At 53.2% G+C, this 25878-nt stretch carries 25 protein-coding genes, 1 tRNA gene and 1 riboswitch; of the genes, 9 read left to right on the top strand and 17 right to left on the bottom strand.

Annotation, left to right across the window (positions count from 1 at the left end; translation table 11 throughout):
* Positions 1-43: 43 nt before the first annotated feature.
* A complete protein-coding gene (locus IFT53_RS03310; protein ID WP_192063351.1) occupies positions 44-1036 on the top strand; it encodes an Hsp33 family molecular chaperone in 993 nt (330 codons plus the stop codon).
* 49 nt (positions 1037-1085) lie between these two features.
* Here IFT53_RS03310 and apaG read toward each other — a convergent pair whose 3' ends face one another.
* Both apaG and IFT53_RS03300 read right to left on the bottom strand, forming a co-directional pair.
* Positions 1086-1478 (bottom strand): Co2+/Mg2+ efflux protein ApaG, encoded by a 393-nt coding sequence (gene apaG, locus IFT53_RS03305; RefSeq protein ID WP_042617919.1) that lies wholly within the window; start codon positions 1476-1478, stop codon positions 1086-1088.
* A 262-nt stretch (positions 1479-1740) separates the two neighbouring features.
* Positions 1741-2925 carry an O-succinylhomoserine sulfhydrylase gene (locus IFT53_RS03300; protein ID WP_192063352.1) on the bottom strand — a complete coding sequence of 395 codons (1185 nt, stop codon included), beginning with the start codon at positions 2923-2925 and terminating at the stop codon, positions 1741-1743.
* 45 nt (positions 2926-2970) lie between these two features.
* Positions 2971-3049: riboswitch (SAM riboswitch) on the bottom strand.
* A gap of 75 nt (positions 3050-3124) precedes the next feature.
* Here IFT53_RS03300 and IFT53_RS03295 point away from each other — a divergent pair.
* The 6 genes from IFT53_RS03295 (at position 3125) to IFT53_RS03270 (ending at position 9843) form a co-directional block, all read left to right on the top strand.
* Entirely contained in the window at positions 3125-4222 is a 1098-nt protein-coding gene (locus IFT53_RS03295; RefSeq protein WP_192063353.1) for a 2'-deoxycytidine 5'-triphosphate deaminase, read from the top strand.
* A 45-nt stretch (positions 4223-4267) separates the two neighbouring features.
* A tRNA-Gly gene (locus IFT53_RS03290) sits at positions 4268-4338 on the top strand.
* Between the two features lie 166 nt (positions 4339-4504).
* The gene (locus tag IFT53_RS03285) at positions 4505-5728 is read left to right on the top strand and encodes a tyrosine-type recombinase/integrase (RefSeq protein WP_192063354.1); all 1224 of its coding nucleotides are present in this window, start codon (positions 4505-4507) and stop codon (positions 5726-5728) included.
* Positions 5729-5912: 184 nt separating this feature from the next.
* A complete protein-coding gene (locus tag IFT53_RS03280) occupies positions 5913-7421 on the top strand; it encodes a DGQHR domain-containing protein (RefSeq protein ID WP_192063355.1) in 1509 nt (502 codons plus the stop codon).
* Positions 7418-8719 (top strand): hypothetical protein, encoded by a 1302-nt coding sequence (locus tag IFT53_RS03275; RefSeq protein WP_192063356.1) that lies wholly within the window; start codon positions 7418-7420, stop codon positions 8717-8719. The genes IFT53_RS03280 and IFT53_RS03275 overlap by 4 nt, the downstream gene beginning before the upstream one ends.
* Positions 8720-8724: 5 nt before the next feature.
* The gene (locus IFT53_RS03270; RefSeq protein WP_244656217.1) at positions 8725-9843 is read left to right on the top strand and encodes a DNA adenine methylase; all 1119 of its coding nucleotides are present in this window, start codon (positions 8725-8727) and stop codon (positions 9841-9843) included.
* Here IFT53_RS03270 and IFT53_RS03265 read toward each other — a convergent pair.
* The 7 genes from IFT53_RS03265 to tssI form a co-directional block, all read right to left on the bottom strand.
* The gene (locus tag IFT53_RS03265; protein ID WP_192063358.1) at positions 9840-10397 is read right to left on the bottom strand and encodes a recombinase family protein; all 558 of its coding nucleotides are present in this window, start codon (positions 10395-10397) and stop codon (positions 9840-9842) included. The two genes, IFT53_RS03270 and IFT53_RS03265, sit on opposite strands and share 4 nt — an antisense overlap.
* A 167-nt stretch (positions 10398-10564) precedes the next feature.
* Complete coding sequence (locus IFT53_RS03260; protein ID WP_192063359.1) at positions 10565-11035, bottom strand: SMI1/KNR4 family protein; 471 nt, start codon at positions 11033-11035, stop codon at positions 10565-10567.
* 24 nt (positions 11036-11059) lie between these two features.
* Entirely contained in the window at positions 11060-11497 is a 438-nt protein-coding gene (locus IFT53_RS03255) for a tetratricopeptide repeat protein (RefSeq protein ID WP_192063360.1), read from the bottom strand.
* Positions 11490-11939 (bottom strand): hypothetical protein, encoded by a 450-nt coding sequence (locus IFT53_RS03250; protein ID WP_192063361.1) that lies wholly within the window; start codon positions 11937-11939, stop codon positions 11490-11492. The genes IFT53_RS03255 and IFT53_RS03250 overlap by 8 nt, the downstream gene beginning before the upstream one ends.
* A 7-nt stretch (positions 11940-11946) precedes the next feature.
* Positions 11947-13512 carry a PAAR-like domain-containing protein gene (locus tag IFT53_RS03245; RefSeq protein ID WP_192063362.1) on the bottom strand — a complete coding sequence of 522 codons (1566 nt, stop codon included), beginning with the start codon at positions 13510-13512 and terminating at the stop codon, positions 11947-11949.
* Positions 13509-14570: a DUF2169 family type VI secretion system accessory protein gene (locus tag IFT53_RS03240; protein ID WP_192063363.1), complete on the bottom strand. Its 1062-nt coding sequence runs from the start codon at positions 14568-14570 to the stop codon at positions 13509-13511. Before IFT53_RS03240 ends, IFT53_RS03245 begins: the two co-directional genes overlap by 4 nt.
* 6 nt (positions 14571-14576) lie before the next feature.
* Complete coding sequence (gene tssI / locus IFT53_RS03235) at positions 14577-16904, bottom strand: type VI secretion system tip protein TssI/VgrG (RefSeq protein WP_192063364.1); 2328 nt, start codon at positions 16902-16904, stop codon at positions 14577-14579.
* A 197-nt stretch (positions 16905-17101) separates the two neighbouring features.
* Between tssI and IFT53_RS03230 the strand changes: the two genes are divergently transcribed.
* Positions 17102-18049, top strand: a complete 948-nt coding sequence (locus tag IFT53_RS03230) for a hypothetical protein (protein WP_244656193.1) — start codon at positions 17102-17104, stop codon at positions 18047-18049.
* Positions 18050-18055: 6 nt separating this feature from the next.
* On the opposite strand, the gene IFT53_RS03225 is transcribed toward IFT53_RS03230, so the two are convergent.
* Genes IFT53_RS03225 through IFT53_RS03215 form a run of 3 tightly spaced genes read right to left on the bottom strand, consistent with a single transcriptional unit; the run spans position 18056 to position 20414 of the window.
* A complete protein-coding gene (locus IFT53_RS03225; RefSeq protein WP_192063365.1) occupies positions 18056-19483 on the bottom strand; it encodes a hypothetical protein in 1428 nt (475 codons plus the stop codon).
* 36 nt (positions 19484-19519) lie between these two features.
* Complete coding sequence (locus IFT53_RS03220; RefSeq protein ID WP_192063366.1) at positions 19520-20041, bottom strand: DUF805 domain-containing protein; 522 nt, start codon at positions 20039-20041, stop codon at positions 19520-19522.
* A gap of 49 nt (positions 20042-20090) precedes the next feature.
* The gene (locus tag IFT53_RS03215; protein WP_244656194.1) at positions 20091-20414 is read right to left on the bottom strand and encodes a hypothetical protein; all 324 of its coding nucleotides are present in this window, start codon (positions 20412-20414) and stop codon (positions 20091-20093) included.
* A 134-nt stretch (positions 20415-20548) separates the two neighbouring features.
* On the opposite strand from IFT53_RS03215, the gene IFT53_RS03210 reads away from it, so the two are divergent.
* Positions 20549-20809 carry a helix-turn-helix transcriptional regulator gene (locus IFT53_RS03210; protein WP_192063368.1) on the top strand — a complete coding sequence of 87 codons (261 nt, stop codon included), beginning with the start codon at positions 20549-20551 and terminating at the stop codon, positions 20807-20809.
* Between the two features lie 55 nt (positions 20810-20864).
* Here IFT53_RS03210 and IFT53_RS03205 read toward each other — a convergent pair whose 3' ends face one another.
* The 5 genes from IFT53_RS03205 to IFT53_RS03185 all read right to left on the bottom strand — a co-directional run bounded on the left by IFT53_RS03205 (position 20865) and on the right by IFT53_RS03185 (position 25659).
* Positions 20865-21230, bottom strand: coding sequence for a DUF3768 domain-containing protein (locus tag IFT53_RS03205; protein ID WP_192063369.1), 366 nt, complete (start codon positions 21228-21230; stop codon positions 20865-20867).
* Between the two features lie 6 nt (positions 21231-21236).
* Positions 21237-21821 carry a hypothetical protein gene (locus IFT53_RS03200; protein ID WP_192063370.1) on the bottom strand — a complete coding sequence of 195 codons (585 nt, stop codon included), beginning with the start codon at positions 21819-21821 and terminating at the stop codon, positions 21237-21239.
* Positions 21822-22005: 184 nt separating this feature from the next.
* A complete protein-coding gene (locus IFT53_RS03195) occupies positions 22006-22824 on the bottom strand; it encodes an alpha/beta fold hydrolase (protein WP_192063371.1) in 819 nt (272 codons plus the stop codon).
* Positions 22825-22987: 163 nt separating this feature from the next.
* Entirely contained in the window at positions 22988-24823 is a 1836-nt protein-coding gene (locus IFT53_RS03190) for a DUF927 domain-containing protein (RefSeq protein ID WP_192063372.1), read from the bottom strand.
* Positions 24820-25659, bottom strand: coding sequence for a hypothetical protein (locus IFT53_RS03185; RefSeq protein WP_192063373.1), 840 nt, complete (start codon positions 25657-25659; stop codon positions 24820-24822). Before IFT53_RS03185 ends, IFT53_RS03190 begins: the two co-directional genes overlap by 4 nt.
* Between the last annotated feature and the right edge of the window lie 219 nt (positions 25660-25878).

Genomic DNA, 25878 nt, shown 5'->3' with positions numbered 1-25878 from the left:
GCGGTGTGGCTGTGCGCAGTTGAGGCACCAAGGAGTAAGTGATATGGCAGATGTGACGGTCGATCTGGACACCCTCGAATTCGCTGGCGACGACAAGGTCGTTCCCTTTCAGGTGGGAGGGCTGGATGTGCGCGGCCGTGCCGTGCAGGTTGGGCCGCTGCTGAACGCTATTCTGGACCGGCATGAATATCCTCCGGTTGTCGCCCGCCTGCTGGCGGAAGCGGTGGTGTTGACCGCGCTGATTGGCACATCGCTGAAGTTTTCCGGCAAGCTCACGGTCCAGACCAAGAGCGATGGCCCGGTGGACCTGCTGGTTGCCGATTTTACCGCGCCTCAGAACATGCGCGCCTATGCCCGTTTCGATGAGGAGCGGCTGGCGCAGGCGACGGCTGAAGGAAAGACATCGCCGGAACAGCTGCTGGGTGCGGGTATTCTCGCCTTCACCATTGATCAGGGCGTCGGCATGCAGCCCTATCAGGGCATCGTTCCGCTGGATGGTTCGACACTCGAAGAAATCGCAGGCGTCTATTTCCGCCAGTCGGAGCAATTGCCCACCCGCGTGCGGCTGGGCGTTGCCGAATTGTTCGATCGTGACGAGGAAGGCAAGCCCCGTCACGGCTGGCGTGCCGGTGGCCTCATCGCGCAATTCCTGCCGCAGGCACCAGAGCGTCTGCGCCAGCGGGATCTACACGGCGGCGATGGCGATGAGAACATTGTCGATTATGCCGTAGACGATGCCTGGAATGAAGCGGTTGCCCTGATCGACACTGTTGATACCGATGAGCTGACCGATCCGCAGGTGCCAGCGGAAAAGCTGCTTTATCGCCTGTTTCACGAGCAGGGCGTGCGGGTTTACGATCCGCAGCTGATCCTTGATCGCTGCAACTGCTCTCGTGACAAGATCAAGGGTGTTCTCTCAGGCTTCTCAGCCGACGAGATCCGCGACAGCCAGGAAGACGGCGTTATTTCCGTCACCTGCGAGTTCTGCTCCACCACCTACCGCTATCAGGTAGATGAGCTTGAGGCTGCGGAGTGACAATGGCAGGCCGGATCTGAAAGGTCCGGCCGAATGCCGTTTAAGGTGCTTAGTTCAGCACGCGCATCAGCCCCGGGCTATCCAGCGAAAATGCCGGGATGGCCACGGTGAACACTTCTCCCGTGTCAGACTGCATCTCGTAATGGCCGAACATCATGCCGGATGGCGTATCCAGCGGGCAGCCGGATGAATATTCGTAAGTGCCACCGGGCTCCAAATGCGGCTGCTCGCCAATGACGCCGGGGCCGGACACTTCATCCACCTGCCCATTTTCATCGGTGATATGCCAATAGCGGTTTACCAGCGTCACGCCGATCTCGGAATTGTTGGAAATCACAACGGTGTAGCCCCAGACATATCGGCTGTCAGCCGGGTCGGACTGCTCTTCAAGATAATAGGGGTCGACTGTGACCTCGATATCTCTTGTTAGCGCACGGTACATTACGGGACCTTAAGTAATTGGTTGTCCAGACATTCTACACTACAGGCGACGCCTATCGTCAATAAACCGTAAGGCGATATTAGCGTGGCAGCCCAAAACAATGCACGTTTCGGCTGGCATGGATTGCTCCAAGGGCTCATTTCGGTGGTTAAGTGTAACAGGTCTGGAACGAAGATGTTCCTTGTTTCAATGGCGTCAAATCGATCTGAAGGCGATCGCCATGGCAAACGGCCCGGTCGCAATGCCGGGCCATCTGGGTTTCTCAGGCGGAAACTGCAGCGATTGCCGCCGCAAAATCTTCCAGCAGATCATCGGTATCTTCAATACCGCAGGAAAGGCGCAGCGTGCCACCGGACATGCCGAGTTCGGCGCGCGCCTCATCCGTCAGGTTCTTGTGTGTGGTCGTGGCGGGGTGGGTAATCAGGCTCTTAGCATCGCCCAGATTGTTGGAAATCTTGACGATTTCAAGCGCGTTCTGCAACTTGAATGCCGCCTCCTTGCCACCCTTCAGCTCAAAGCAAACCAGCGTCGAGCCGCCAGTCATCTGCTTGGCAATGATATCGGCCTGCGGATGGTCTGCACGGCCGGGATAGATGACCTTGGCGACCTTGTTCTGCTCGGCCAGAAAATCAGCAATCTTCGCAGCGTTCGCCGTCTGCTGGCGCACGCGCAGCGGCAGGGTCTCGATGCCTTTCAGCAGCGTCCATGCGTTGAACGGAGACATGGCCGGGCCGGTGTGGCGGAAGTAATCCTGAAGCTCTTCCTCGATCCACTTCTTGTCGGACAAAACAACACCGCCAAGGCAGCGTCCCTGACCGTCAATATGCTTGGTTGCCGAGTAGACGACGATATGCGCGCCCAGCTCCAGCGGCTTCTGAAAAAGCGGGGTGGCAAACACGTTATCGACCAGCAATTTGGCGCCAATCTGGTTTGCAAGCTTCGCAACGCCTGCAATATCAATGACTTCGAGCGTGGGGTTGGTGGGGCTTTCGAGGAAGAACAGCTTCGTGTTTGGCTGTATCGCCTTTTCCCAGTTGGCAAGATCGCGTCCGTCCACCAGGGTGCATTCGATGCCGTAGCGCGGTGCAAGCGTTTCGACAACCCAGCGGCAGGAACCGAACAGGGCGCGGGCAGCAACGATGTGATCGCCGGCCTTCAACTGGCACAGAATGGCAGCGCTGACAGCGGCCATGCCGGATGCCGTGGCGCGCGCATCTTCGGCACCTTCCAGAAGGCACATGCGCTTTTCGAACATGTCATTGGTTGGGCTGGCGTAGCGGGCGTAGATGAAGCCCTCCGTCTCGCCCTTGAAGCGCGCCTCGGCGGCTTCGGAATTTTCATAGACAAAGCCTTGCGTCAGGTAGATGGCTTCGGATGTCTCGCCATATGCCGACCGCAGGGTGCCGCCGTGTACCAGCTGTGTTGCCGGGCGCCATTTCTTGCTCATGTCATCACCTTACAAACAAAAAAACCGGTCGCAATAGCGGACCGGTTACAAGCGCACCCGGTCTTTTTAGCCATTTGTTTAACGTGGCTGCAAGCCGACCGGCCAAATCACCACGGGATAAGGTTGCCATAACTCTGTTAACGACTTGCGTCAATGGTTGGCTTTTGGTTTTGTCGCCATGAAAAGGGATGATGAAAAGATGACGAGAACGACGGGCATATTGGCAGATGGCGCTATCCGGGACCTGTTCGCATCCGGCCAGTTGGCCAGCGAACGGCCGCTGGATGAAGACCAGGTACAGCCCGCCAGCCTCGATCTTCGTCTCGGCGCGAAGGCCTATCGCGTGCGCGCCAGCTTCATGCCCGGCCCCTCCACGAAAGTCATCGAAAAGCTGACCCGGCTCAGCCTGCACGAGATTGATCTGCGCGAAGGTGCGGTTCTGGAAACCGGCTGCGTCTACATCGTGCCCCTGATGGAGGCGCTGGCGCTTCCGGCTGACATGGCAGCGTCTGCCAACCCGAAAAGCTCGACCGGACGCCTCGATATCTTCACCCGCGTCATCACCGATTATGCGCAGGAATTCGACAAGATCCCGGCAGGCTACACGGGTCCGCTCTACCTCGAAATCAGCCCGCGCACATTCCCCATCGTCGTGCGCCAGGGCTCACGCCTGTCGCAGATCCGCTTTCGCATCGGCCATGCCTTGCTAGCGGAAACGCAGTTGCTGGCGCTGCATGAAAGCGAAACGCTGGTCGCCAGCGAAACGCCCAATGTCTCCGGCGGCGGTATTGCGCTGTCCATCGACCTTGAAGGCTTCGGTGAAACGGGCCTGATCGGCTATCGCGGCAAGCACCACACGGCGGTGGTGGATGTCGACCAGAAGGCCGCCCATGATGTGCTGGATTTCTGGGAGCCGATCTATTCCAGAGGCCGCGCCGAGCTCATCCTCGATCCCGATGAATTCTACATCCTCGTCTCGCGCGAAGCCGTTCATGTGCCACCGCTCTATGCCGCCGAGATGACCCCCTATGACCCGCTAGTCGGTGAATTTCGCGTGCACTATGCCGGCTTCTTCGACCCCGGATTCGGCCACGCGAGCGCAGGCGGCACAGGCAGCCGCGCCGTGCTAGAAGTCAGAAGCCACGAAGTCCCCTTCATTCTCGAACACGGCCAGATCGTCGGCCGTCTGGTCTATGAGCACATGCTGACAAGACCCGAAGGCCTCTACGGCACAGGCCTCGGCTCCAACTATCAGGCCCAGGGCCTCAAGCTCTCAAAACACTTCAAGGCACAGTAGCCTCCTTCTTGACAGGGCCGCCGAACTGCCCGAAGTTTCAACTGCGCGGGTGTAGCTCAATGGTAGAGCAGCAGCTTCCCAAGCTGAATACGAGGGTTCGATTCCCTTCACCCGCTCCGGCGACCTTTCTAACAAGATCAACTAAGTCCAATAAACGCTGATCTTTCAGCGTTTTTGCCTCGCGCGCGCGTAACGGCGTGCAACGGTATGCAGTGACATCCACCAATTTTGACGGTAATAACTGCGGTATTCGTCAACACGGTCGGAAGTCGATACCGTAAAATGAAACTGACAGACATTCAGGTTAAGAACGCTAAAGCGGACAGCAAGCCGCGTAAACTCTCTGATGGGAGGGGACTTTATCTCTACATATCGGTCGCTGGTGGCAAGTCCTGGCGGTTAGATTACGACTTTTTCGGTAAACGGAAAACCCTGACGATTGGGGCCTACCCTCAAGTGGGATTGGCAGATGCCCGCAGATTGCGTGACGAAGCGAAGAAAAAGCTTTCCGAAGGGTTCGACCCGTCTCTCGCAAAGAAGCACGACCTGCTGGTCGCCAAAGCCGCTGCAGGGAATACGTTTGGTGTGATTGCTGACGAATTCATTGATAAGCTGAAGCGCGACAAGCGTGCCGAGCCTACGATCACGAAGAATAAATGGATGTTGAACGAGCTTGCAAAAAAGCTCAGGCCATATCCGATAACTCAGATCACGGCGAAAGACATCCTTGTAGTGCTGACCAGCATCGAGAAGAGTGGGCGAGTGGAGAGTGCTTTAGCTACTCGCGCGACAATTGGAAGAGTTTTCCGGTACGCCATTGCAACGGCGAGGGCCGAGAATGATCCAACGTCTGCACTGCGCGGTGCGCTTCAGCGTCATGTACCCGTCAGCCATGCTGCTCTTACTTCAAGGTCAGAGGTGGGCGGGCTTATGCGTGCGATCTACGGCTATGAAGGCTGGCCTTCTCTGGTCGCAGCGTTGAAAATCCAAGCGCTATGTTTCGCTCGGCCGGGGGAGACGCGCTCCATGGAATGGGTCGAGCTAGATCTCGAAAATGCGATATGGACGATACCGGCGCAAAAGGCCAAAATGCGTCGTGAGCACCAAGTGCCGTTGTCGCGGCAAGCTGTCGAAATCCTCAAGCAAATGAAGGTGCTCTATGGAGATAGCCTGTTTGTTTTCCCTTCAATGATGTCCGGCAAAAAACTATTGTCGGAAAATTCTATGAACTCAGCCCTTCGGCGAATGGGTGTCGGTGCAGAAGAGCAGACGGCCCATGGCTTCAGATCGTCAGCGAGCAGCATCTTAAACCAATCTGGCAAATTCATGCCTGACGCCATCGAAGCGCAGCTTGCACACCTCGATGGCTCCAAGGTGCGTAGAGTATATAACCGCGCCAACTATTGGAATGAGCGGGTCCTGATGTTGCAATGGTGGGCTGATTTGTTAGAAGAAGAACGCCTAAAGACACCGTTTCAACCTTCGAGATGTGATCCTGCAGATTGATGAAGCAAACGATCCTTGATAGCTAACCGGTGAGATCATACGGGATATTTGTGTGATGTCTCGCCGTAAATTTTGTTGCGCTGTCTACCCGCGTTAATGTCTACTTGATACAAATTGATTAGCGTTCTAGTTGTCCCGATGCAGCTCGACCGCTCGAGCTAGACAGACTGCCTAGGAACTGAAAATGAGCAATCAAGCGACTGACCGGAAACACATAACAGCGCTACGCTTCAAGCAGTGGCTTGCTGAGTGGGATTCGTATGATTTCAATGCTGATCAACACAGGAAAAAGCCTGATGAGCATATCTTCGTCTTTTCTATGCGAGCTGCTGAGTTGCGAAGCCTTTGTGACGTTTACCGGAGAAAGCGAGATGGCTCAAATGTCGAGGGCATCCAAAGAATAAGGGATAATAGTCGGACGGCCCGTATTCAAAACTATGTTCGTTACGGATATCCATATGGCGACTTAAAGTTACCACAGCGCACAGATGATAAATTGCCGCTTCGTAAACCAGGGTGGCTTCCGACAGCGATTGTTGTTAATATTTTAGCTAGCGGCGATGTCCGCCGTGGGAAGTCCGTGCGGGACGACGAGCTCATCCAAGTCATCCAAAAAGACGACGGGTCGTTCGCGCTTTCTATGCCAGCAGCCCGTGAAGTGGATGAAACCCAGCTTGCGCCGCTCGAGGTTATTGATGGACAGCATCGGTTGTGGGCGTTTGACTCTGAGACCAGTGATGAACCGGTTCCAGATGATTTTGAACTGCCCGTCGTTGCATTCAACGGTTTAGATATCGCTTGGCAGGCTTATCTTTTTTGGTCGATCAACGTGTCGCCGAAAAAGATCAATCCTAGTCACGCTTTCGATCTATACCCTTTGTTACGTACGCAAGAATGGCTTGAGGCGGTGGGAGAGCTTCCTGTATATAGAGAGGCCCGCGCTCAAGAGCTTACCGAAATTCTCTACACCCATCCAAGTAGTGCTTGGCACAATCGGATCAACATGTTGGGCGAGAGAGGGACAGCTCACGGTGTAACACAAGCCGCATGGGTAAGAACGCTCCTTTCAACAGTTCTTTCGACTGGGCGAGGCGTCTCCCGGCCCGGAATATTTCAAGCCAATCTCCTCCGAGACGAAGAACCATTAGAGTGGACGCGCGCACAGCAATCCGCCTTCCTAATCGCTCTTTGGGATGACATTGAGGACGAAGTTTTGAATGGCCCTCGCCATTTTTGGCTGCAGCATTACAAAAAGCGAACCGATGCGCTCACCGGCAAAGCAACTATGCTTAATCAGGATATGGGGGTACGCGCACTTTTAGCTGTCGCAAACGATATTTTTTATCGTTCTGCAGAGGACTGGAAATTAGACGTTTGGTTTCCCCCACTTGATCCAAATTTGGATCTCGATCAACGGCAAATTGAGTTGGCTAAAGATCACCTCGGTCAAGCTCCCTTTAGAGGGAATATACGTTCATTAGCGCGAGGATTGATGACGTTTGACTGGCGGTCATTGGAGGCCCCAGGAATAATTGACGGAACCGACGAGGCGGTAAGGAAACGGTCATATCGCGGTAGTGGAGGCTACGCTAGCCTGCGTCTCGATGTACTTGATGCAGTTGCTGACAGTCATGAAGAAGAAGTGTCCGATGTAGCGAAAGATCTTTTGACTGAAGAGCGCCCTCGGCGATGACGATTATCAAGTCAGTTCTTTCACAGGCGGACCGAGGTCACATTCTCCAAGTTTTAGGGACTTTCGCTGGAAAGTCCCCCGGTCAGTGGTTGCCATCTAATCATCCTGCTTCAAAAGGCTCGCTCCCTTTTAAGTGGGTCGACGTCCGCAAACTCACTGACAAACAACTTATTGAAGCGATAGCAATATCAGCGCCCAACCACTGTATTGATGGCTGGAGTTATGTTTCGAGAGCGCTAAGTTCATTACTTGCTGGTGACCTCCATAGCGCGAGACATCTAGCATACTATGCCCAACTCCGTGCCGCTTTAAGTATTCTTAGCCATCTTGGCATAGGCATCTTTAATGGAAACAACTTTGCTGTCGACCGAAACGGGTCCGTCGCGCGACTTGATGATGGTACCAAACATTTAGGCACTCACAGTGCGGTCTGGCAAGCCCTCCAAATGTGGGTGAGTGATCCCGCAACCGCGCGGGAGTTTTTAAGTCTCGTAAGGATAGGTCAAGTCTCGATCAAAAGTTGCCTGGAAGCCATCTGGCCGGGTTCATCTGCCACCGCGATAGCGGGAAGTCTTATCGCTGCGTGGGGTGTGGACTTGAGGCGGGGAGAAACTGAGCATCGCGCCAGGAATATGTCCAGCTACAATCCTCAAGCGTTTGAACCTATGCCTGACCAGCCATCTGATAGACTAAACCTCGTAGAGAATATATGGCAACTATTTGAGCCAACTTCTGCTTCGAAGTTTGATAGGCTGGATCGAAGCTTGCTTCGCTCGTTGTTATGGCAACAGCACGCAGTGATAAGTCCGAACGTTGATAAAAAAGATGGTTCTATCGCTCGGCGATATGACGAGCTTCCAATGAGTATACAGGCCATCGCCTCAAAGGATTTTTTACTAGGCATCTCTGAAACGCGAGATCCAAAGTTGTTGCGGGTCGCGAAGATGACGACTTACCCCGCACTACCTACGGAAATGGTCGCGCGCGCGTTCCTTTTACTCCGTGCTGCGACCGCTTTCACTGTATCGAATTTTTCTGATGCGGGTATCCAGCTTAGTGATGGTAAGCTTCGCCCGTGGATCGATCCCATAGCAGAAGCGCGTGGCTTTTGGAAAGTAGCTGACCCGCTAGTTGATACAATTGATCTATGGGAAGATATCCGTCTCGCTTTAGAAGAACTCTCTACTTCAAAAAAACCAACGCCTACAAGCCTAAATGAATGGATACGAAAGTCGCGTACCGGAATGCCCGTAATAAGTGAAGCAGAACGAATCGGCGTGTGGAGCTTTACCTCGTGAAGTACATGGGCTCTAAACGTTCAATGCTGTTAAATGGTCTAGGCGAGACTATTCAAAAGGCAATTCCAGGCCACACTCGTTTCATCGACATGTTTTCCGGATCTGGGTCTGTCTCTTGGCACGTGGCCAATAAGTACAGCATACCAGTATTGGCGGCCGATCTTCAGTTCTTTTCTGTAGCTTTAGCCGAAGGCGTTCTATCAAGGACACATGAGGAGGAATATTCTGTTTTGGAGGATTGGATTTTTCGCGCAGCACAGTATTTGGAACAGGATCACAACCTTGCTGAAGCGAAAGTTATCCAAGGTCACATAAATGATAAAAGTATAAGTGGTGTCGCGTTGTCCGCTCGTGCCTTGTCAGCCGAAGGCAATGGACCTATAAATAAAGCGTATGGTGGTTACTACTACAGCACGTTGCAATCAATGTGGTTGGATGCGCTAAGGGCTACGTTACCGGTAAGTATTGGCTCCAAAGCAATTTGTCAGGCTTCACTGATTTGGGCGGCGAGCAGTTGCGCAGCCTCTCCAGGCCACACCGCGCAGCCTTTCAAGCCCAACGAAACTGCCGGGCGCTTTCTGGCGGACAGTTGGAAAAAATCAATTCCTCATTATGTCACTTCAGCTTTTGGCAAGATTAACGGCATCACTGCCAAAAGGATCGGAACGGCTGTTCAGCAGGATGCAAATGAGCTCGCTTTAATGCTCAAAGAAGGCGACCTTGCATTTCTGGATCCTCCGTACTCAGGTGTTCACTACAGTCGATTTTATCACGTCTTAGAAACTCTTGTTATAAACGAGAGGGTCGAAGTTTCTGGGAGCGGTAGGTATCCCCCTCCTGAAGCACGACCTAAGTCAAAATATTCAATGATGGGGACATCAACCGACGCTTTGAAGCGCGTCCTCAGTGCTCTATCAGAGGTGGGCGCAAATGCAATTATCACCTTTCCTGCTGGAAAAGCCTCAAATGGCCTCAGCGGCGATCAAGTGAAGGAAATCGCTGCAACATACTATAAGATTAAGTTTGAGAAGGTCAGTGGTCGATTTTCGACTCTTGGTGGGAATTCGCGCAATAGAAATGCTCGGGCGGCGTCTGAAGAGTTAATTCTTGTACTGCAGAACTAAGATTTTTTCTTGTTGGCGATGAGAACGCGATATACTTGCATCCGAGAGCATTTCAATTTTTTGGCAATTGACGCGGATGTTAATCCATCCTCGCGCAACTGTATTATAGTTTCGTGATTTAATCTATTTTTTCCGCCTTTATATAGACCAGCCTCCTTAGCTCGCTGTATACCTTCACGTTGACGCTCTTTGATAAACCTCCGCTCCATCTGGGCCACCATTCCGAGAACAGTTAAGATGACCGGGCCCATTTCCCCCCGCGTCGAAACGTGGGGGTCGAGGATTGTTACGAACGCACCACGCTGCTGGCAATCGTGCACTATGTTCAGAACGTCGCGTGTGTCGCGCCCGAGGCGATCAAGCCGCGTAACGACTAGCTCGTCGCCTTCTCGCAGAAACTCAATTACAGTTGCCAGTTCAATGCGGCCATCGCGGCTACCACCTGACACCTTCTCTGAGCGAATGATTTCGCAGCCCTCGCTCCTGAGGCGATCAAGTTGAACCTGCAAATCCTGATCAATAGTGCTGACGCGTGCATAACCGATGCGAGCCATGTGTAACCTCAAGCTTTAGGCCCTAGGCTACCTCGTCACAAATAGTCGATGTCAACCCAGATGTTACATACCGTTAGGTAACACGCTGCTTGTCACCTAAGGGTATACCCTCATGTGACGGTGAGCGCGGAATGGTTGCCAATTCGTCTATGCTGACCCAGTTATGTTTAAATACGGCTCTTTATCTCGTTGAAGAAGAAGTCACCAAAGCTATCGGAAATTATTTCAGGCGGGTTGTTTTCACTATTCGATGGTGTCCACAAGACTATTGCATATTCTCCATCGTTAGATCTCCTCGATGCATCGAGACAAAACAAAGGGCCGTACCCACTGCTCATAATAGGTATAAGATGGTCAGGGAGCCCAGCAGTTTCTCTGTCGTCTAATGTTCGCCACGTCATACTTGGCACAGAGGTCCCGGGAACTTTAGTAGCAATTATCCCGTAAAACTCAGCGTCGCTAAATGCACCCACACCAAGATGTTTGAGAAATGCTTTATAACTTGGTGGAAACTTTAAGCCGATCATCTTAGAGGATTTCAATAAATCGTCTTCGCTTGCGGGGCCGAAAAAATCCGCTTGTGATTTGTTGGCGTCTAGAATTTCTAGAGCTTCTTCGAAACTGCTTAATCCGCTCATTCCACGTCACCGGCCAAAGCGGGATTACACCAGCTTTTCACGTTTTAGAAATGAAAGATATTTTGGGTCTGACTCACCAAATATTTCCTCACCTTCTAACATATACGCGCGTAAAAGGTGGTCCTTGGCCTCATCGGGGCGCCCCAACTCATATAAGGAAACTCCGATTCCAAATTGGACAAACGCATTTGAAACTCCCTCGCCACTTGCTTCAGCTTCTCTAAAGGACGACAATGAATTGTCGAAGTCTTCCAGCTGAAGAAATGCGTCTCCAATTGACGCGTTCAGCCAAACTGAAGCATCCCATACTCGTTTGGGATTCGGCAAGAGATCAAGCGCGTGTTGCCACGCGCTTATTGCTTTCGTTGGTGCATCAAGTTCTATATGCTCGTCACCAATTGCTGAAAGACGAACTACTTCTCGGTAGATTTCGTCTGGGATTTCCTTTTGAGTATTATTCACCGCTTCTCTTCTCGTTCAAAACGAAATCCAAATATTGTTTTTGTTCCCCAGCAAAACCTTGCTTTCCAAACAACTCATATATCCTTGAAAACACGTAATGCGCTCTCTCTTTGTCCCCAAGTTTGTACATAGCTTCACCTTCAGTCATCAAGACAAGATGATCCTCATGATTTGGATCGTCGTACATTTTCGCCATGATATCGATCCATTTTGAAGCATTAGTCTTATCTCCGAGATCGACGTAGTCTTGGACAAAGCCAGCTGAAAGGCTTTGAGGGTAATAATCCCACGTTTCCTTGGGTTCCGGTATTAGCTTCCAAGCTTGCAACCCTAGTTGAACTGACTCCGCAAGATCGCCGTCTTGGAATTTTTTGCCGGACAACTCCAACAGGTTGTCAATCTGAGCTTTTACGTCTTTTTCTAACTCGGGCTTTCTGGTCATATGATCCTCAATTTGCAGGCGGCAGATACCGAGAGGGGGTTTGGCCTCCACGGCTCGAATTTGATGGCCCCCATTCGAACCTATAATTGTCAGAGTTCAACATCCAATCTCGTACTTCTTGTGACCGAGCGCCGTGGAAGCGTCCAGTAGTGTTCCAATAGTCAACAGCGTCGACTGGGTGATGCCCCATATGTGTCTGCGGTGAATCGACTGGTCTCCAAACATTGTTTTCTTGGTCAAAAAACTCGTCCTGCCCTCTACGGTTGGTGCGGACCAATCCCTCCTCACGCATTCTTTCACGCACTTCGTTGCCGGTACGGTGTGTCTTGGACGGCGTATTCCCGAGATACTGTCTGCGAAGGCTAACCCGCCTCGTACTTCTTGCACCTTGTTCACCGGTTTCGACCGCCGTCCGTCCAGTTTGAGTTCTGGCCAACGCACCCGCTTCAGCCGTGGCAGCAGTTCTTCCTGCAACTCGCATACCCGCTGCGGCGGCTCCGGTGCCTCCTGCAACACCCTGAACCATCCCGACGGTATTTTCGACCTGCTGTGCTGTTTGTTCCGATGCTCCGGCAAGTCTTGCAAGGTCGCCGGACCCGCCTGCGATCATTGTCGGCGTCGACTCCCCGGTCCAAGCCTGACGTAGTCCTGCTTGGAAGTTATCATACCCATTTGCGACGAGCAGTCCGCCACCAATCATCGCAGGTATGCCGGGCGCTGCACCGACCCCGGTGCCGGTCGCAGCACCACCGACACCGGCAAGCGCAGCCCCGGCTACGGCCTCAGCTGCTCCCCCCACTGCTTGTAGGCCACCGACAGTTCGGGTTACGACCATTCCATTGTTTTGGTCGAATTCAGTGATCGCCTGTCCCGCCTCAGACAGCTTTTTATCGGTCCAGTCCCATGCCTCCTCGTACCAAGCTTTATCCTCTTCGTCAGTCGCGTCTGGGGCTGGCGTCGTGGTGGTTGATTTCACATTGATGTATTCACCGGGGCAATTACCGCTATTTAGGGTGCAGCGGTCCGTGTGCCTTTGAACGGGAATTCCATTGGCTCTTACAATGGTTGAAGACGTAACTGGATCAACAACATCCCCAACCGTACCCGATTTTACACCCAACCCCACTCCAGGCTGGTCGCCGTAGGAGCAATAGAACTGAGAATTTTGGCGCTTGATGACTAACCCGTTGGAGCGAACATCTGGTGAATAGTTATTTTGATCATCACCTTTACCCCAACACATGTAAGGGATCGGCTTCTCGGGGGATCGACATACATCGGGCGATAGGCATACGGCCAATGCCGACGCATCATCCGGTATGAACTCTGGTGGATTTGGATTAGCGGCGGTTGGCGGCGGATGATACTCGTCGCCCTTTTTTGGGTCGTTGAAATACGCCCGTTCTTCTTCACCCTCAAGACTTCTTCTATAATCGACGTATCCGGCAGCGCGGTCCGGCTCATGAAAAAGCGTGCTGGATGGCAGGTTCAATTCTTGGGCAAGAGCGGGATTCGCAACTGGATCCGAGCCATAGACGGTGATGGGCTCCAGCACTGTGGGGCTGTCATTCATGTAGCGAGCTCCACACCACTGTTCGCAAGTGATAATGTGGGGAGGCCATGCCTATCAGGCCAAGGAAACCCTATTCGCCACGTCAGAAAAACGCGCCCAACGCCGGGGCGCATATCGAAATGGACTCCGTCGAGAACCAACGGTGCCGACTGTAAACCTTTCCCTTGATTGAGTTCTACACGGAGATTGACGCGAGGTAGAGTTCCAGTGAGAGCTTCGAACTGGGGCAGGAGTCTGTGGAGTTCAAATGGCTCGTCACCAGCCAACCATGGGTCAATGATCTGATCTTTCGGGGCAGCCTGCCAGAAGGCAAAGTCGAAGTCCGGTGGTAGAAGCGGGTGGCGGTTCTGTAACCAGTCATCATCGTATGTTCCAGCGAGGTCAGCTCGATCTTTCCAAAACGGAGAGATCGGAGCAAGACCGGCGGGTTTCGGTCTGTCGGTGACGGCACGGATTAGCTCGGCTTCGTACTCGATTTGCGGTGCAGGCCACTCAGGTTGCTCTCTGAAACGTTCCTCGTCCACTAGGCCAATACCGATGGGATTTGCCTCTATGGCTTGATCCTCCAAACGACCGCCAAACGCCAGCCGCCAGTCCAGCGGTACATAAGACACCGGCTCACCCACGGTTAGCTCCCAGCCGTCTAACGCATCTTCGTGTTGGCGATCTACAAGTCCCCGCCAAGTTTTACGTATTTTTGCACGCCAAAGGCGGGGGCCGTGGACGCGTAAACGTTTTTCGATGGGGCCAACCCGCAGGCCGCAAGTCCATGATGGTGAGGGCTCGCCGTTCGGGGGGAAGGTAGCACCTATGAAAGTAACATCGGTGCCGGGTTTGAATGGCGTAAGGTCTGTGCAGGCCATCTGCGGCGTCTGGTGCGGATCGCCATCGTAAACATCGGACATGACAAGAGGTTGTTGCTTGTCTGCCAGTTGTAGAGGGCCGCCGTTGGTGAGTTTGAATGTCCCTCTCGCGACGACGACACCCATGAGGTCGCCGACCATATTGTACTGCCGGAACGCAAGTGCAGGGAACGGTGTACGATTGTCCACAGACATGACACGTCAACCCTTCGCCGATGAATCCGCTGACGTGGGACCGGCCTCGGAGAAACCGCCGCCCGGCTTGTTCAGATCAACCACGACGCCATTGATCTGCGTGGGACCTGAAGCAGTGAAGTTGAAATTCGTACCAAGGATGATGACCGTGCCATCTTTGCGCATGATAAACTTCGATGCACCGCATTCGATGACAAACTCTTCTCCAACTATCGTTTTTTTGAATTTTCCGATGTTCTCAAGCGAGGTTTGCCCAACGTTGGATACCTTGCTGACGCCGATCTGCTCAGTTTGTGCGACCCCCACAGACGTCGATTGGAACGACCCGATGATCGTGTTCATGATGCCAGAAAGAGGGAAGAGACTGGAAGCATCGGTTCCAACACCCGTACCGGAACCAGCAAGTGCCGTTCCTGCATCTGCGCGTGGGCTGGGGCCTGATACAACACCCTCACGCGAAGTCATCCCACCAGCACCGAGGAACCCAAGTGCTGATGACGCCAGTGACGTGGCAAAGGCTGCCACGCCTGGACTTCCTCCACCGGCAATCTGGGCGGCTTGACTGAGGAGCCCAGCCGTCTGACCAGATAGCGCCTGAACGCCTGCCATGGCCATCATCGCCATCGGTCCAGTGCCGCCAACGACGGTGTTCACCGATCCACCGATCTCATGCTTCTGGTTGCCGGACACTTCGACCGCACGGTTGCCACCGACAGAGGCCACCTCATGGCGGTCGATGCGCTTCGTGCGGTCGTTGAGGACGCGAGTGGTCTGGTCCTTCTGCGCATGGAAGAACTGGTTCTCTTTGCCCGCCTCATCCTCGAAGGTGATTTCATTAAAGCCATCGCCCTTGTGCGTATTGGAGCGCAACACCATGCGGGTCTTGTTGGCCGGTAGATCGTAAGGCACCGAATTTTTCGGGTTGTTGACGACACCTGTCACCAGTGGACGATCTGGATCACCATCGACAAAGGCGACTATCACCTCCATGCCAATGCGGGGAATGACCTGCGCACCCCATGTTCCGCCACCCCATGCCTGACTGACCCGTACCCAGCACGTATCGGTTCCATCCTTCTTCGCCTTGCGGTCCCATGGGAACCACAGCTTGATGCGACCATATTGATCCGGGTGGATTTCCTCACCCTCGGGTCCAGCAACAATGGCCACCTGCGTGCCTTCGATTTTGGGGCGCTTGGTCGTGCGGTGAGGGGTCAGTGGTACGCGGGCGGGGATCGCTTCGAATGTATTGCGGTATTCCGGTTCGTTGCTGTTGGTCTCATAGGAGCGGTCTACGATGGTGTGGCTCGCCTTTATGATCACATGCTCTTCATATTCATGTTCGGGATGGGCCACCTCGTAAGGCGTGAAGCGGCGGCCTGCTTCGAGAATGCGGGAGGTCGATCCGCCGAAGACGCGGTCGTGGTCAGCTTCGATCGACTGTGCCCGCAGCTTTTGCGCACGCTCTGCTTCTTCGACCGTTTTGATACGGGCCGGGTATTCGTAAAGCTCACGCTTGGTCGCATCCGGCATCTGCACCAGTGATGGCGTCATATTGCCCGGCACCATGCCGGGTGTCTCGAAATTCCAGTCGGCGCCTGCGCGCTGGCCCGACACATAGGAAAAGCGGCGAGCCCAGTCATTGATGTGGTTGCGGTCCGACGAGCCCTGTGCCAATCTCACTTTGCCTTCGCCCTGGGCGGAGGGCGATGGTCCAAGCCATCCATTGGCGGTATCGGCCACATGCAGCTTGTGAGAGCCGTCTTCATGGCTGAAAAAGTAGTACAATCCGTCTTCTTCGAAACGGCGCAAAAGATAGTCGAGGTCGGTCTCGTTGAACTGGGTGCTGTAATGCTGCACCGGCGGAGTTTTGATCACACCTGACGTATCCGGTGCTGGAATGCCGTGCTCGGAAAACAGCGTCTCGACGATATCGATTGATGTCTTGTCCATCCAGATACGGCAGTCGGAACGGCGAGACAGCAGCCACATCTGTGGGCGAATGGTCATGGCGTAAGATCGCAGACCACGGGTGATCGGTGGCCCCTCATGCAGGTCGGTCACCAGACCATTGAAGGGGCGGCGGATGCCGCTGCCCTCTTCGCCGTCACCCTGTTGCACCTCGATCGAGACATCCACCAATCGACCAATCAGTTCTTCTGGCTTCACCGATTCCTTCTTGGCACGGACATTCAGCTGTATCTCGAAGAGTTGCGAGACGCCTTCGTTGATGATCATCCGTTCCGGTAGCAACTGGTCTTCGCCAAGCGGCGACTTGACCTTCAAAACACGGCTGGCCTGGATGAACTCGGACGGCGAAGGCTGGTCGGTCATGGGGAACCCCGGTGATCGGATTGGATAAATTATCAATCAGCTGTCAAATTCTGGGCCGAATGCAATCAATCATTGTGGCGAAAGGATGGAGTGCTGGTCATATTTGCAACCGAAAGCCCATATTCTTCACGTGGCATCCCAAACTCGCCGTAATCTGTCGTCTAATTGGAGGAGAGGCTGAGCCAGAGGACACGGTGATGGCGTTAGTGGATATGGACAGTGGGGTAGGGAAGAGCCGGAGGAAGGCACACAGCCCGCAGACAAAGCACGACGCAGATAACTATGGACTGAAACGCGAGGACGCCAATGAGCGTCGTGGTGCTGGCTGGTGGGTGAGCCTGAGACGACGCGGCCACAGGATCGTGCGCCTGTTCAAGGACAGTGTTTACGGCTGTGATGAAGCTACTTACAAGGCGGCGCGGGCCTATCGCGATGCAATCATCGAAGCCATACCGCCCGCGACCAATCACGAGCAGGCGGTTCTGCTTCGCAAGACCAACAAAAGCGGTATATCGGGCGTGCGTCGGGTCGAGACGCGAGACGGCGACGTCTGGGAAACCACACTGATGACCAATGACGGCCAGAAGCGCGAGAGCTTTGCTGTTGCGAAGTTTGGTGAGCTTGCAGCCAAATCTATGGCCATCGCCCAGCGGCGCAAGTGGCTTGCCGCTCTGCCCGTGACGCATCTTGCCTATGCTCATCACGCAGCCGAAGTGGCGCAGGAGCATTTTGCCGATGATCTCATACCCGTCAGCGACGTGATGCCAGAAACCCATCTCAAGGGTGAGGAGATCGAAGCCCGCATCCAGTCGATCAACGATGACTTCGATAAAGCCCGTCCGAAGCGGTTACGGGTCCGAGTAAAATATTATCACGGTAGCAGGCTCTCAGTGTTCGTATCCGATGCAGGCAAGCCAGCCAAACGCAGGCTTGCGCAGATCAACACGCGAAAGCTGGATAAGGCCGAAATGCTAGCTGCGGCAAGGTCGGTGGTCGGGGCGACGATTACTGAGTTCTACGATGCTGGCGTAGCACGGTGGTTCATGGACGCGCATGGCGACAATCTGCTGACCGATAAGCATTTCCACGTCAGGGAGGGATTCAACGTACTGGTGTTTCTGCCAACCCAACTGGCTCGACACTGACCCTTATCATTCGGTGCCGGGGCAAAGGCGAACAGTTTTACTCTTCCAGCATTTCCCGTCGCGTCTCATGTCTCCAAGGTTTGTGTGCGCATGAGTGCTGCCGGGCGTTTCGTTCCACGCTCCTGACGCGGTCGAACCATCTATTCCGATGTAAGCGAAATATCGATTTCCCTCCATGTAGAAGCTGCCCTTATCCGTGTCGTCCTGTTTCCAGTAGCAGGCACCGTCAATGGCTTTCTTTCCATCGACCACAAGCAAGCAGTTTTTCCGATTGGGCGGCGTTTGCGGTGCACCCGGATACTTGTCTGAAACTTCGGCTTTCATTGCAGGCTTGCTGAAGCAAAGTTGAAACTGAGAGAACGGTACGGCGGCGGTTGCCAAGCTGAGTGTGATCGACCCCCCATCAAAATCTTCGATCTCCAATTTTTTGCCATTCTTGCCATCATTGAGAATTTCGCTCGAAATCTCGTAAAAGCCGTACCAGCCGAAATAATCATCTAAGTGGCCATTGGAGATGTAACCGCCTTCGTCATCGATTTTCCAAGTGGCACGAACGGAATCTTTGAATGGTGCTCCCTCGACAAAACCGACAAAGTCTTTACCGGGTGCCCCCATGAAGCCAACCGTCATGTCACCTTGTTTCGTTTCAACGAAACAGGTGTCACCCCAATCCTCTTCGCGTTTTTCAAAGGTCCACGTTGAGGCCAAGGCAGCCGGGCTCACAGCTGGCGCAGGAGGGGTGTCTCCAAACATGACGCTTCGATTTGGTGCTGGTGGTTGAAAAGTGGCGCTATTCTGGCTCGGTGGTTCGGCAAAGGGCGATGTGCTCGAAACCTCAGGCGACTTGAATAGTGACGGAGCGAGTTGGGTCAAGGCCGTGATACAGTTGTCAAAACCCGTACCCAACCCAACAGCGTCTGCGTAGCTCACCACCGGCACGTGCCATACTGGTTCGTTGCCTTGAAAGGTCACGGCCAGCGTAGCTGGCTTGTTGGTCGAGATTGCTGTGCCTAAAATGGTGGTGACCATGAAGCCGCCGCCGTCTTCTGCGATAGCGCCAGGAATTTCTCCGTACATTTCATCAGTGCTGACGACCTTGGAAGTGAACTGAATACCACCTGCCCAAGCGGTGCCGATGGCGACGTTCGTCGTTTGGCCAACCGGCAGGTTCCAGTTTTGCTTCGTCACCCGTAGCCGCGGAACAATTTTATCTGTGCCAATCAATGTGTACTCAATCGCAACCGACTTCCCCGACCATGCCGTACTGCGAAAGGCACAAAATGCCTGTTTTCCGTCCGTAGGGGTATGCAGGAAAATCTCCAAGCTATTTCCCTTGTAATAAGACTGCTCCTCGGCGCGTGCTTGCGTAGCGACAGCAACTGTGACGCTGATACCCAGCGCTGTAAAAATCGTACTGGCTTTCCTGATCATCATGCTTTCTTTCGCTCTGCTGTTTGCAACACATGCGCTTCAGGCGGGTTTCTGTGACGGCTGAAGGTTTTGGAGGATGCTTGCTTTCATCGCTTCGAACTCGGCATCCGTAATTGCGCCGGACGAGCGTAAAGCGGCCAGTTTTTCGATGCGTCCAATCTGATCAGCCGAACTGGAAGCGTCAGGCTGACGCGTCAGGTGATCACCACCACCTATGCGCGCTGCAATGTCCTGAACGTGTGACTTTGACGGGCTGCTTCCGATCACGATGAATGCGACAATGCCAACCAGCGGTATGAGGCAGGTCAGCACCAGCCATCCACTTTTGTCCAGGTCGTGCAAACGCCTGACGATGATCGCGAGCGAAGGGAGGTAATGGCCAATCACGATCAACGCCGAAACGAGGGGCTGGGGTTCACGAGACCCAGCAATGACGACGTCGATAATCAAGCCGCCAAACGCAAGGGCGAGAAATACAAGGTGGTAGTACCAGAATTCCGTCCGGGTGGATCGCCCTGAAAACGTCGCGTAGCGACGCATGGCGTCAATGTAAGCGCTCATAAGATGTCCAATGCCTGTATGAATTTCCGTCAAGCCGGGTGAGCCAGCTTTATACCGTGGGCTGGTTTTTCTTCCGCTTTGCAGAGCGCCACGTGAAAAAGCCCATGATCGCCAGCACCATGGCGATATAGCCCCAGATCGTGATGTCGCCGAAGTTGCCTTGGGTTGAGGCCATGAACGCTAGCAGCCCGGCGACAAAAAACATTATGGCCCCCACCAACGGCAGTGCGAACGAAAATGCGCCAGCGATGGCGAACACGAGGCCCACAAGCATTCCAATCGATGCCGCTGCCCCAGTGGCGCTGTCGTTCATCAATCCGCTACCTGCGGTTACTGCACATGATTGCATCAGCACCAAAATGCCGAGAAGCATGCCGATAATTCCAACTGCGATTTTCATACTACCCCCAAAAAACACGATGCCTCGCAGGCATCACTCTACGTTGACGCGAATATGTGGTATATATTCGATGGATTAACGCTCGGCAAGATGGTCGCCATGACTCCATGGAGCATCGTGACCGCATCGGCTGGAATCTTAGAAAAATCAGGACCGCTAAGAGCGTGACACAGGAGAACCTTGCCGTTGATGCGGGCGTTGATCGAACAACAATAAGCGGAATTGAGCGCGGCGACTTTAATGCGTCCGTTGACCTTTTGGCGCGGCTTGCGACTGCACTGGCAACCGACATTGCCGTGTTTTTTGCCGTTCCCGAAAATGACCAGCGCCCCGAGCCTATGAAAGCTGGCCGTAAACCGGGGCGCTGAAAAGCTCCGACTGGCATTCTGATCAGACGCTTGGGTGAGCGGCGATCTTGCGCCGTCAGTATTCCTCCGCCCGCATAACGGTGAGCACGCGGCAGGTCACGGCATCATCTGCTGGATCAGGCGAACCGTTTTGCAGGTCGCGGTCATAGTAATCGATTTTCCAGAAGAACACCGTATCGTTGACCGTGACAGCGCCGAAGTCATGCTCGCCAAAGGGATCGTTGCTGGGTGAGAAATCAGCAAAGGCCTGCACCGACTTCAGGACAGTTCGGCGGTCGTGTTCGGCAAGGGCGTTCACGCCTTGCGTGAGCACCACTCGCCCGCCGACCAAACTGGTTCGGAAGGCATCGTTTTTGTGACGAATGAATGCGGTTCGTTGAACCGCATCCTTATTCAATTCTCGCTTGAGTGCGCAGGCCATCCCTGATCAAGCCTCGACATAGGAGGGGTGAATGATGGCGACCTGATCAATACGGCGCGTGAACGCTGGGTCGTCAAGATAATCGCGCCATTGAAGCCGCAGGCTGCCTTCGGCTTTCACCTCCAAGACCTTCGCCTCGTACCAGCCTTCGAGGGGGGCTTCCGTTGCCAGCACCACGCTGCCGACGACAATTTTGTCGAAACTATCGGGCAGGTTTTTCGGGCGCACTGGATGGGTGATGAATGCTGGCGGCGTTTCAGGCGCGGCGCGTGGTTGCTCAAGCCGCTCCCGTTCTTCGTCGGAAAGGTGTGTCGCAATTTCGTTATAGAGTTCTTGCTTCACGAAGGGCACAAACGCCTTACCACTCTCGAATAGCTTGCCTTGAGGCAATCGCGTCAGGAATGACCGTACCTCGTCGGTCTCTACCTTCAACGCAAACATACCCATCAATTCGGCGGCCTTTTCGGCTGGGCGGGTGTCGGTTGCGGGGAAGAACGACGCATGAGGCTTTCGCTTGTCGTCGCGGCCCAAAATGATAATCGGGCAAGGCAGGGTGATGGGTGAGGGGCCAGCGGTGTTCACAGCGGTCATAATGAGTTCTCCAAATGGAAGAGGGGCCGAACCGGCCCCTCGATGATGGCAAAAGCGCCAATATGTAATGGTATATCATTACAATCATAGATTGTCAAATTCGGCGATTTTCTTCCTTAAGGGTGTGCATATTGCTGGGTAAAGTCTGGCTTGCGGCTATCAAACAACCGCAAGCCAGCGGCGACTACGCCAAAAACCCGATCAAATCCTGATTAAGGCGATCTGGGACTGTCGCGAACAATCCATGCGGCTCTCCGTCGTACTCGATCAGGCGCGCACCAGAAATCCCGCTTGCGGCGGCGCGGCCTGTTGGGTCGATCGGGACAGTTTTATCGCCCGTGCCATGAATGACGAGCGTGGGAATCGTGAAGGCAACGAAATCTGGCCGAAAGTCCGTTTTGCCGAATGCATCCACGCAGTCGATGGTCGCCTTCGGGCTGGCCATGACACCAAGAACAAATGACCAGTCAAGCACACCTTGGCTAACCGGGCTGGTCACGAAGCCGACACCGTAAAACGTCTTGGCAAAGCTTTGCAGGAAATCGAAACGATCTTTGCGAATATCGTTCTTCATGCCTTCGAAGACACTTGCATCGACGCCGTCAGGATTTGTCTCATCCTTCAGGAGATAACCAGCGACAGATGCGACGAGCACAGCTTTGGAAATTTTCGAAGCGCCGTGTCTGGTCAAATAACGCGCGATCTCACCGCCACCCATTGAGAAGCCGACAAGCGATACAGATTCAAGTTTGAGCCCGTTGATGATGTCACCCAGATCGTCTGCAAAGGTATCATAGTTGTAGCCGTTGGCGGGATGTCCAGACTGGCCAAAACCACGACGGTCATAAGTGATGACCCTGAAGCCTGCTTCCAGCAGAGCGACCGTCTGGTATTCGAACATATCGCCCGTCAGTGGCCAGCCGTGAATCAGAATAACGGGGCGGCCCTCACCCATGTCCTTGACGTGCAGTTTCGTGCCATCTTTTGCTTTGATGAATGCCATGTAACGCCTCCTTTGATGATATCATCAAGAAGGCTTACATTGTCCAACCGGTTCCATTGGACGCTAACTTCATTCTGCCACGTGGGCCGTGTACAACCTGATTACTTGTAAAAAGAGGCCGCTGGCGTACAACCAGCAGCCTCCAAAAGGTGAGAGCCAGATATTAATTGGTCTTGTTACGTTTATAGAACGCTACTTCCTCAGGAATTTGATGGATTCTGAAGATATAGAATGCATCGCGTTTTTCATCTTGCCCTGAAATCCTCAATACCCGTTTCGTCTGCAGGTCCTTTTCGCCTGCACGAAGAACCCCTTCTGCCTTCAGATTTTTCATGACTGCGGATGAAATGCCTAGATTTTTGCTGCGACCTGCCGGTATGGCTAAATGAAGTTTCTTATCTTTTCCAAGAAATATGAAGCCAGCAACTTTCAGGAATTCCTTGTCGCTTATCGTCGGCTTGCTTCCCACACGTGCATCGACGAAACTATTTTCGGCATCGTTCATGTAAGCTACGATACGCGGATGATCTAAAATTGCAGGTTGCGGTGCGCCATAGTTGTTCCAAGCTCGGAGTATGGTGCGTTTTACATGCCCCCATTTTTTCTTTTTCAACAAGCCAAGATGGATGCCAAGTACTGCTATAGCATAAGATAGGGCGAAGGGTTGAACTCTCCTGAAAGAGATATCTTTGTCACTGTTACTTTGTTTCAAATCCGCTTTTTTCAGGAATTTAGAAATAGCGCTATTTAGCACTGCACTGATTTCATTTGGATCTTTATTCAACGCTTCTAGAACGGTATTTATGTATGCTTTCGCAAGTAATCCGTAATTGTCAGCAGTGATCCTGAAAAGATGCTGCATTGCATCATCAATGGTTGAAAATCCTTCAGGCGCTACGTCAAAAAAACTCGACTTGGTGGTTGGAAGTTGAAACGAGATTAGCCTCACTTCTAAAGCGCGTCTCACTTCATCGCTAGCTGGAAGAATGAGATGCATCGGTTGATTGGATGTTGACATCATAGATACCGAGTGGCTTAGCGAATCTGTCCCTGTTCGGGCACGCCCTTGCCCAGAAGACAACCGGTGAACGGTATTCAGAATTTTTTCTGCTCGCTCCTTTTCACGTGGATGTGCCAACGTGGCCTCATCCAGAATAAGGAGATGTTCGTTGAAATCTAAAAGCAGTTCTTCGATTTTCTGTTCCGACATATTCCAGTCACGCGCGTAACCATCGCTAGTGTGACCCTTGCCCCAAGCGGAAGCTGCAAGCGTACAGGTCAGGGCAGATTTGTACGTACTGGACCTCCCCACAAGCTCGAACATAAAATTCTCAGCTTTATGGCCGTTACCGGAAACAAAAGGTTTAACAACTGAGGACAGACCGAAGAAAAATAGAGTGATAGGTACTGACTGATCGCGAATGATTTTTGCGATTTCAGTTTCGTACAAATCCAGATTTCCGGAACTTGAAACACGATTGGAATTTCCGACGACCGAAATCACCTGAAGATCATTATGAGGGGTAATCACAGTGCCATCACCGTACACGAAGTAGCGAGGGATTTTGGTACGTTCATAGCCGACGCGGGTAGCTACAAGGGCGTTCTCGCTTTTCTTAGGGTTCTCAATCTGCTCATTCACCTTTTTCTTATCATCTGCGGATGCCGCCAAAATACTAAGCTGCCCAAGGTCCCCCCAAACTTTTTGCCGCTGTTCGATAACCAGCTTACTGGACCTCACAAACCGCCGTCCGCGGGCTTCAAATAAATAGTACAGTTGGCTGTCGTCGCCCTTCAGGATCGTGACGTTTAATTCAGAAGGGGTCGCTAAAGTCGGTAAATTCTCATAATCGGGGCCTAGGCCCGGTTTTTTATCAGGCCCTGCTGCTTGAGCGACTATGTCAGGTACAGTTGTCAACCCTTTGCCGCCCATAAGGTGGGGGTGGGCTGCTTTGAGCGTGTCAGTAGCCGTAATGGTACGCTGCTTGAGATCTTTCATTTGAGTGTCCCGATGATGGTTGCCATTTGGGCTTTGATAAAGCGTGAGGTGAGGGGGATTTCGAAGCCGCCAAACTGGACAGCATGTGTGATTGGAATGCTCGCCATACAGCGTAGCCACAAGTTTGCCTCTGCGGTCGACATACGGTTTGGAGTTCGGTTGCGCCTTCCGTTGGACTCGATGTATTGAACCCGATCTTGAGCCTTCATTTTCGCGAGATAGCCCAAGAGATTTCCCAGTTCCCATTCTGGAATAGCTTCAATTCGTAGAGGCTTGTCACGACCTCGGGCTTCGCGAGCTAATCGGACCTGAAACGCAACTTTCAACTTCTCAATGGGAGCTCCTCCGATGATCAGGTGCACATGCGGTTCAAAGGTGTAATTTCCATCTAGCTTTCGATCACCGGAGACTTCATACGCAGCCACAAACACTGGTTTGTATCCGTCAGCCCGAAGCGTCTGGATGGCTGCTCGGACCTTCCGACGTGGAGGATCTAAACTCTTACGGCTGGCCGAAGTGGGTACGACGTGCCACCGTTTATCCGCGACTGTTATGTGATAGAAGGTTAGTGCCGTTCGCAACAAAAGCGGCAGGACTATTCCGAGTAAAAATAGTTGAAGGCGAGCCCACTCAAAGCGACATGCTGCGCTTCGGCGAGACACATCCAAACTCTTCCACGTGGTGTGAAGTGGAGAGTTTTGGTTCAAAGTCTGGAGGCGACCTGCCTGCTGAGCTTTAATTGCGCTGGAATTGAACGTAGTTTTCGGGTTTCTCTCGGCGACACGCTTCGTAAGTCGCTGATGTCGCTTTGTTTTCCATTTATCGATAGGTTTCACTGAAGGGTCTCCATAGGCGCGCGTCTGCGATCAGAGGCGATAGCGCTCTGGCAAAGTGGGCGGCAAAGGGTTGGATTTTAGATTTCTACGGGAGTAAGAAGTTCACAGCTTGATACGGTGAATTCATTTGCGACAGCGTTTGTACCTTGGCGACACACGCCCGAGGTTTTCGCAGGAGATCAGACATTTTCCGGGCTGACTGATTAACGAGTGCCAGCC

The organism is Rhizobium sp. CFBP 13644 (assembly GCF_014842165.1).
In the GTDB taxonomy this organism is placed as follows: domain Bacteria; phylum Pseudomonadota; class Alphaproteobacteria; order Rhizobiales; family Rhizobiaceae; genus Agrobacterium; species Agrobacterium tumefaciens_C.
The sequence above is the reverse complement of the archived record's forward strand: the minus strand, read 5'-3'. Positions and strand labels throughout refer to the sequence as shown.

Bases quoted from the DNA above. Each gene is read 5' to 3' on its own strand.
- IFT53_RS03205 (WP_192063369.1), bottom strand. From the start codon at position 21,230: ATGGCCTGCGCACTCAAGCGAGAATTGAATAAGGATGCGGTTCAACGA.
- IFT53_RS03285 (WP_192063354.1), top strand. From the start codon at position 4,505: ATGAAACTGACAGACATTCAGGTTAAGAACGCTAAAGCGGACAGCAAG.
- IFT53_RS03190 (WP_192063372.1), bottom strand. From the start codon at position 24,823: ATGAAAGATCTCAAGCAGCGTACCATTACGGCTACTGACACGCTCAAA.
- IFT53_RS03250 (WP_192063361.1), bottom strand. From the start codon at position 11,939: ATGACCAGAAAGCCCGAGTTAGAAAAAGACGTAAAAGCTCAGATTGAC.
- IFT53_RS03265 (WP_192063358.1), bottom strand. From the start codon at position 10,397: ATGGCTCGCATCGGTTATGCACGCGTCAGCACTATTGATCAGGATTTG.
- IFT53_RS03295 (WP_192063353.1), top strand. From the start codon at position 3,125: ATGACGAGAACGACGGGCATATTGGCAGATGGCGCTATCCGGGACCTG.
- IFT53_RS03200 (WP_192063370.1), bottom strand. From the start codon at position 21,821: ATGACCGCTGTGAACACCGCTGGCCCCTCACCCATCACCCTGCCTTGC.
- IFT53_RS03280 (WP_192063355.1), top strand. From the start codon at position 5,913: ATGAGCAATCAAGCGACTGACCGGAAACACATAACAGCGCTACGCTTC.
- IFT53_RS03275 (WP_192063356.1), top strand. From the start codon at position 7,418: ATGACGATTATCAAGTCAGTTCTTTCACAGGCGGACCGAGGTCACATT.
- IFT53_RS03210 (WP_192063368.1), top strand. From the start codon at position 20,549: ATGGAGCATCGTGACCGCATCGGCTGGAATCTTAGAAAAATCAGGACC.
- IFT53_RS03225 (WP_192063365.1), bottom strand. From the start codon at position 19,483: ATGATGATCAGGAAAGCCAGTACGATTTTTACAGCGCTGGGTATCAGC.
- IFT53_RS03230 (WP_244656193.1), top strand. From the start codon at position 17,102: ATGGCGTTAGTGGATATGGACAGTGGGGTAGGGAAGAGCCGGAGGAAG.
- apaG (WP_042617919.1), bottom strand. From the start codon at position 1,478: ATGTACCGTGCGCTAACAAGAGATATCGAGGTCACAGTCGACCCCTAT.
- IFT53_RS03195 (WP_192063371.1), bottom strand. From the start codon at position 22,824: ATGGCATTCATCAAAGCAAAAGATGGCACGAAACTGCACGTCAAGGAC.
- tssI (WP_192063364.1), bottom strand. From the start codon at position 16,904: ATGACCGACCAGCCTTCGCCGTCCGAGTTCATCCAGGCCAGCCGTGTT.
- IFT53_RS03245 (WP_192063362.1), bottom strand. From the start codon at position 13,512: ATGAATGACAGCCCCACAGTGCTGGAGCCCATCACCGTCTATGGCTCG.
- IFT53_RS03270 (WP_244656217.1), top strand. From the start codon at position 8,725: ATGGGCTCTAAACGTTCAATGCTGTTAAATGGTCTAGGCGAGACTATT.
- IFT53_RS03300 (WP_192063352.1), bottom strand. From the start codon at position 2,925: ATGAGCAAGAAATGGCGCCCGGCAACACAGCTGGTACACGGCGGCACC.
- IFT53_RS03220 (WP_192063366.1), bottom strand. From the start codon at position 20,041: ATGAGCGCTTACATTGACGCCATGCGTCGCTACGCGACGTTTTCAGGG.
- IFT53_RS03260 (WP_192063359.1), bottom strand. From the start codon at position 11,035: ATGAGCGGATTAAGCAGTTTCGAAGAAGCTCTAGAAATTCTAGACGCC.
- IFT53_RS03240 (WP_192063363.1), bottom strand. From the start codon at position 14,570: ATGTCTGTGGACAATCGTACACCGTTCCCTGCACTTGCGTTCCGGCAG.
- IFT53_RS03215 (WP_244656194.1), bottom strand. From the start codon at position 20,414: ATGCTTCTCGGCATTTTGGTGCTGATGCAATCATGTGCAGTAACCGCA.
- IFT53_RS03310 (WP_192063351.1), top strand. From the start codon at position 44: ATGGCAGATGTGACGGTCGATCTGGACACCCTCGAATTCGCTGGCGAC.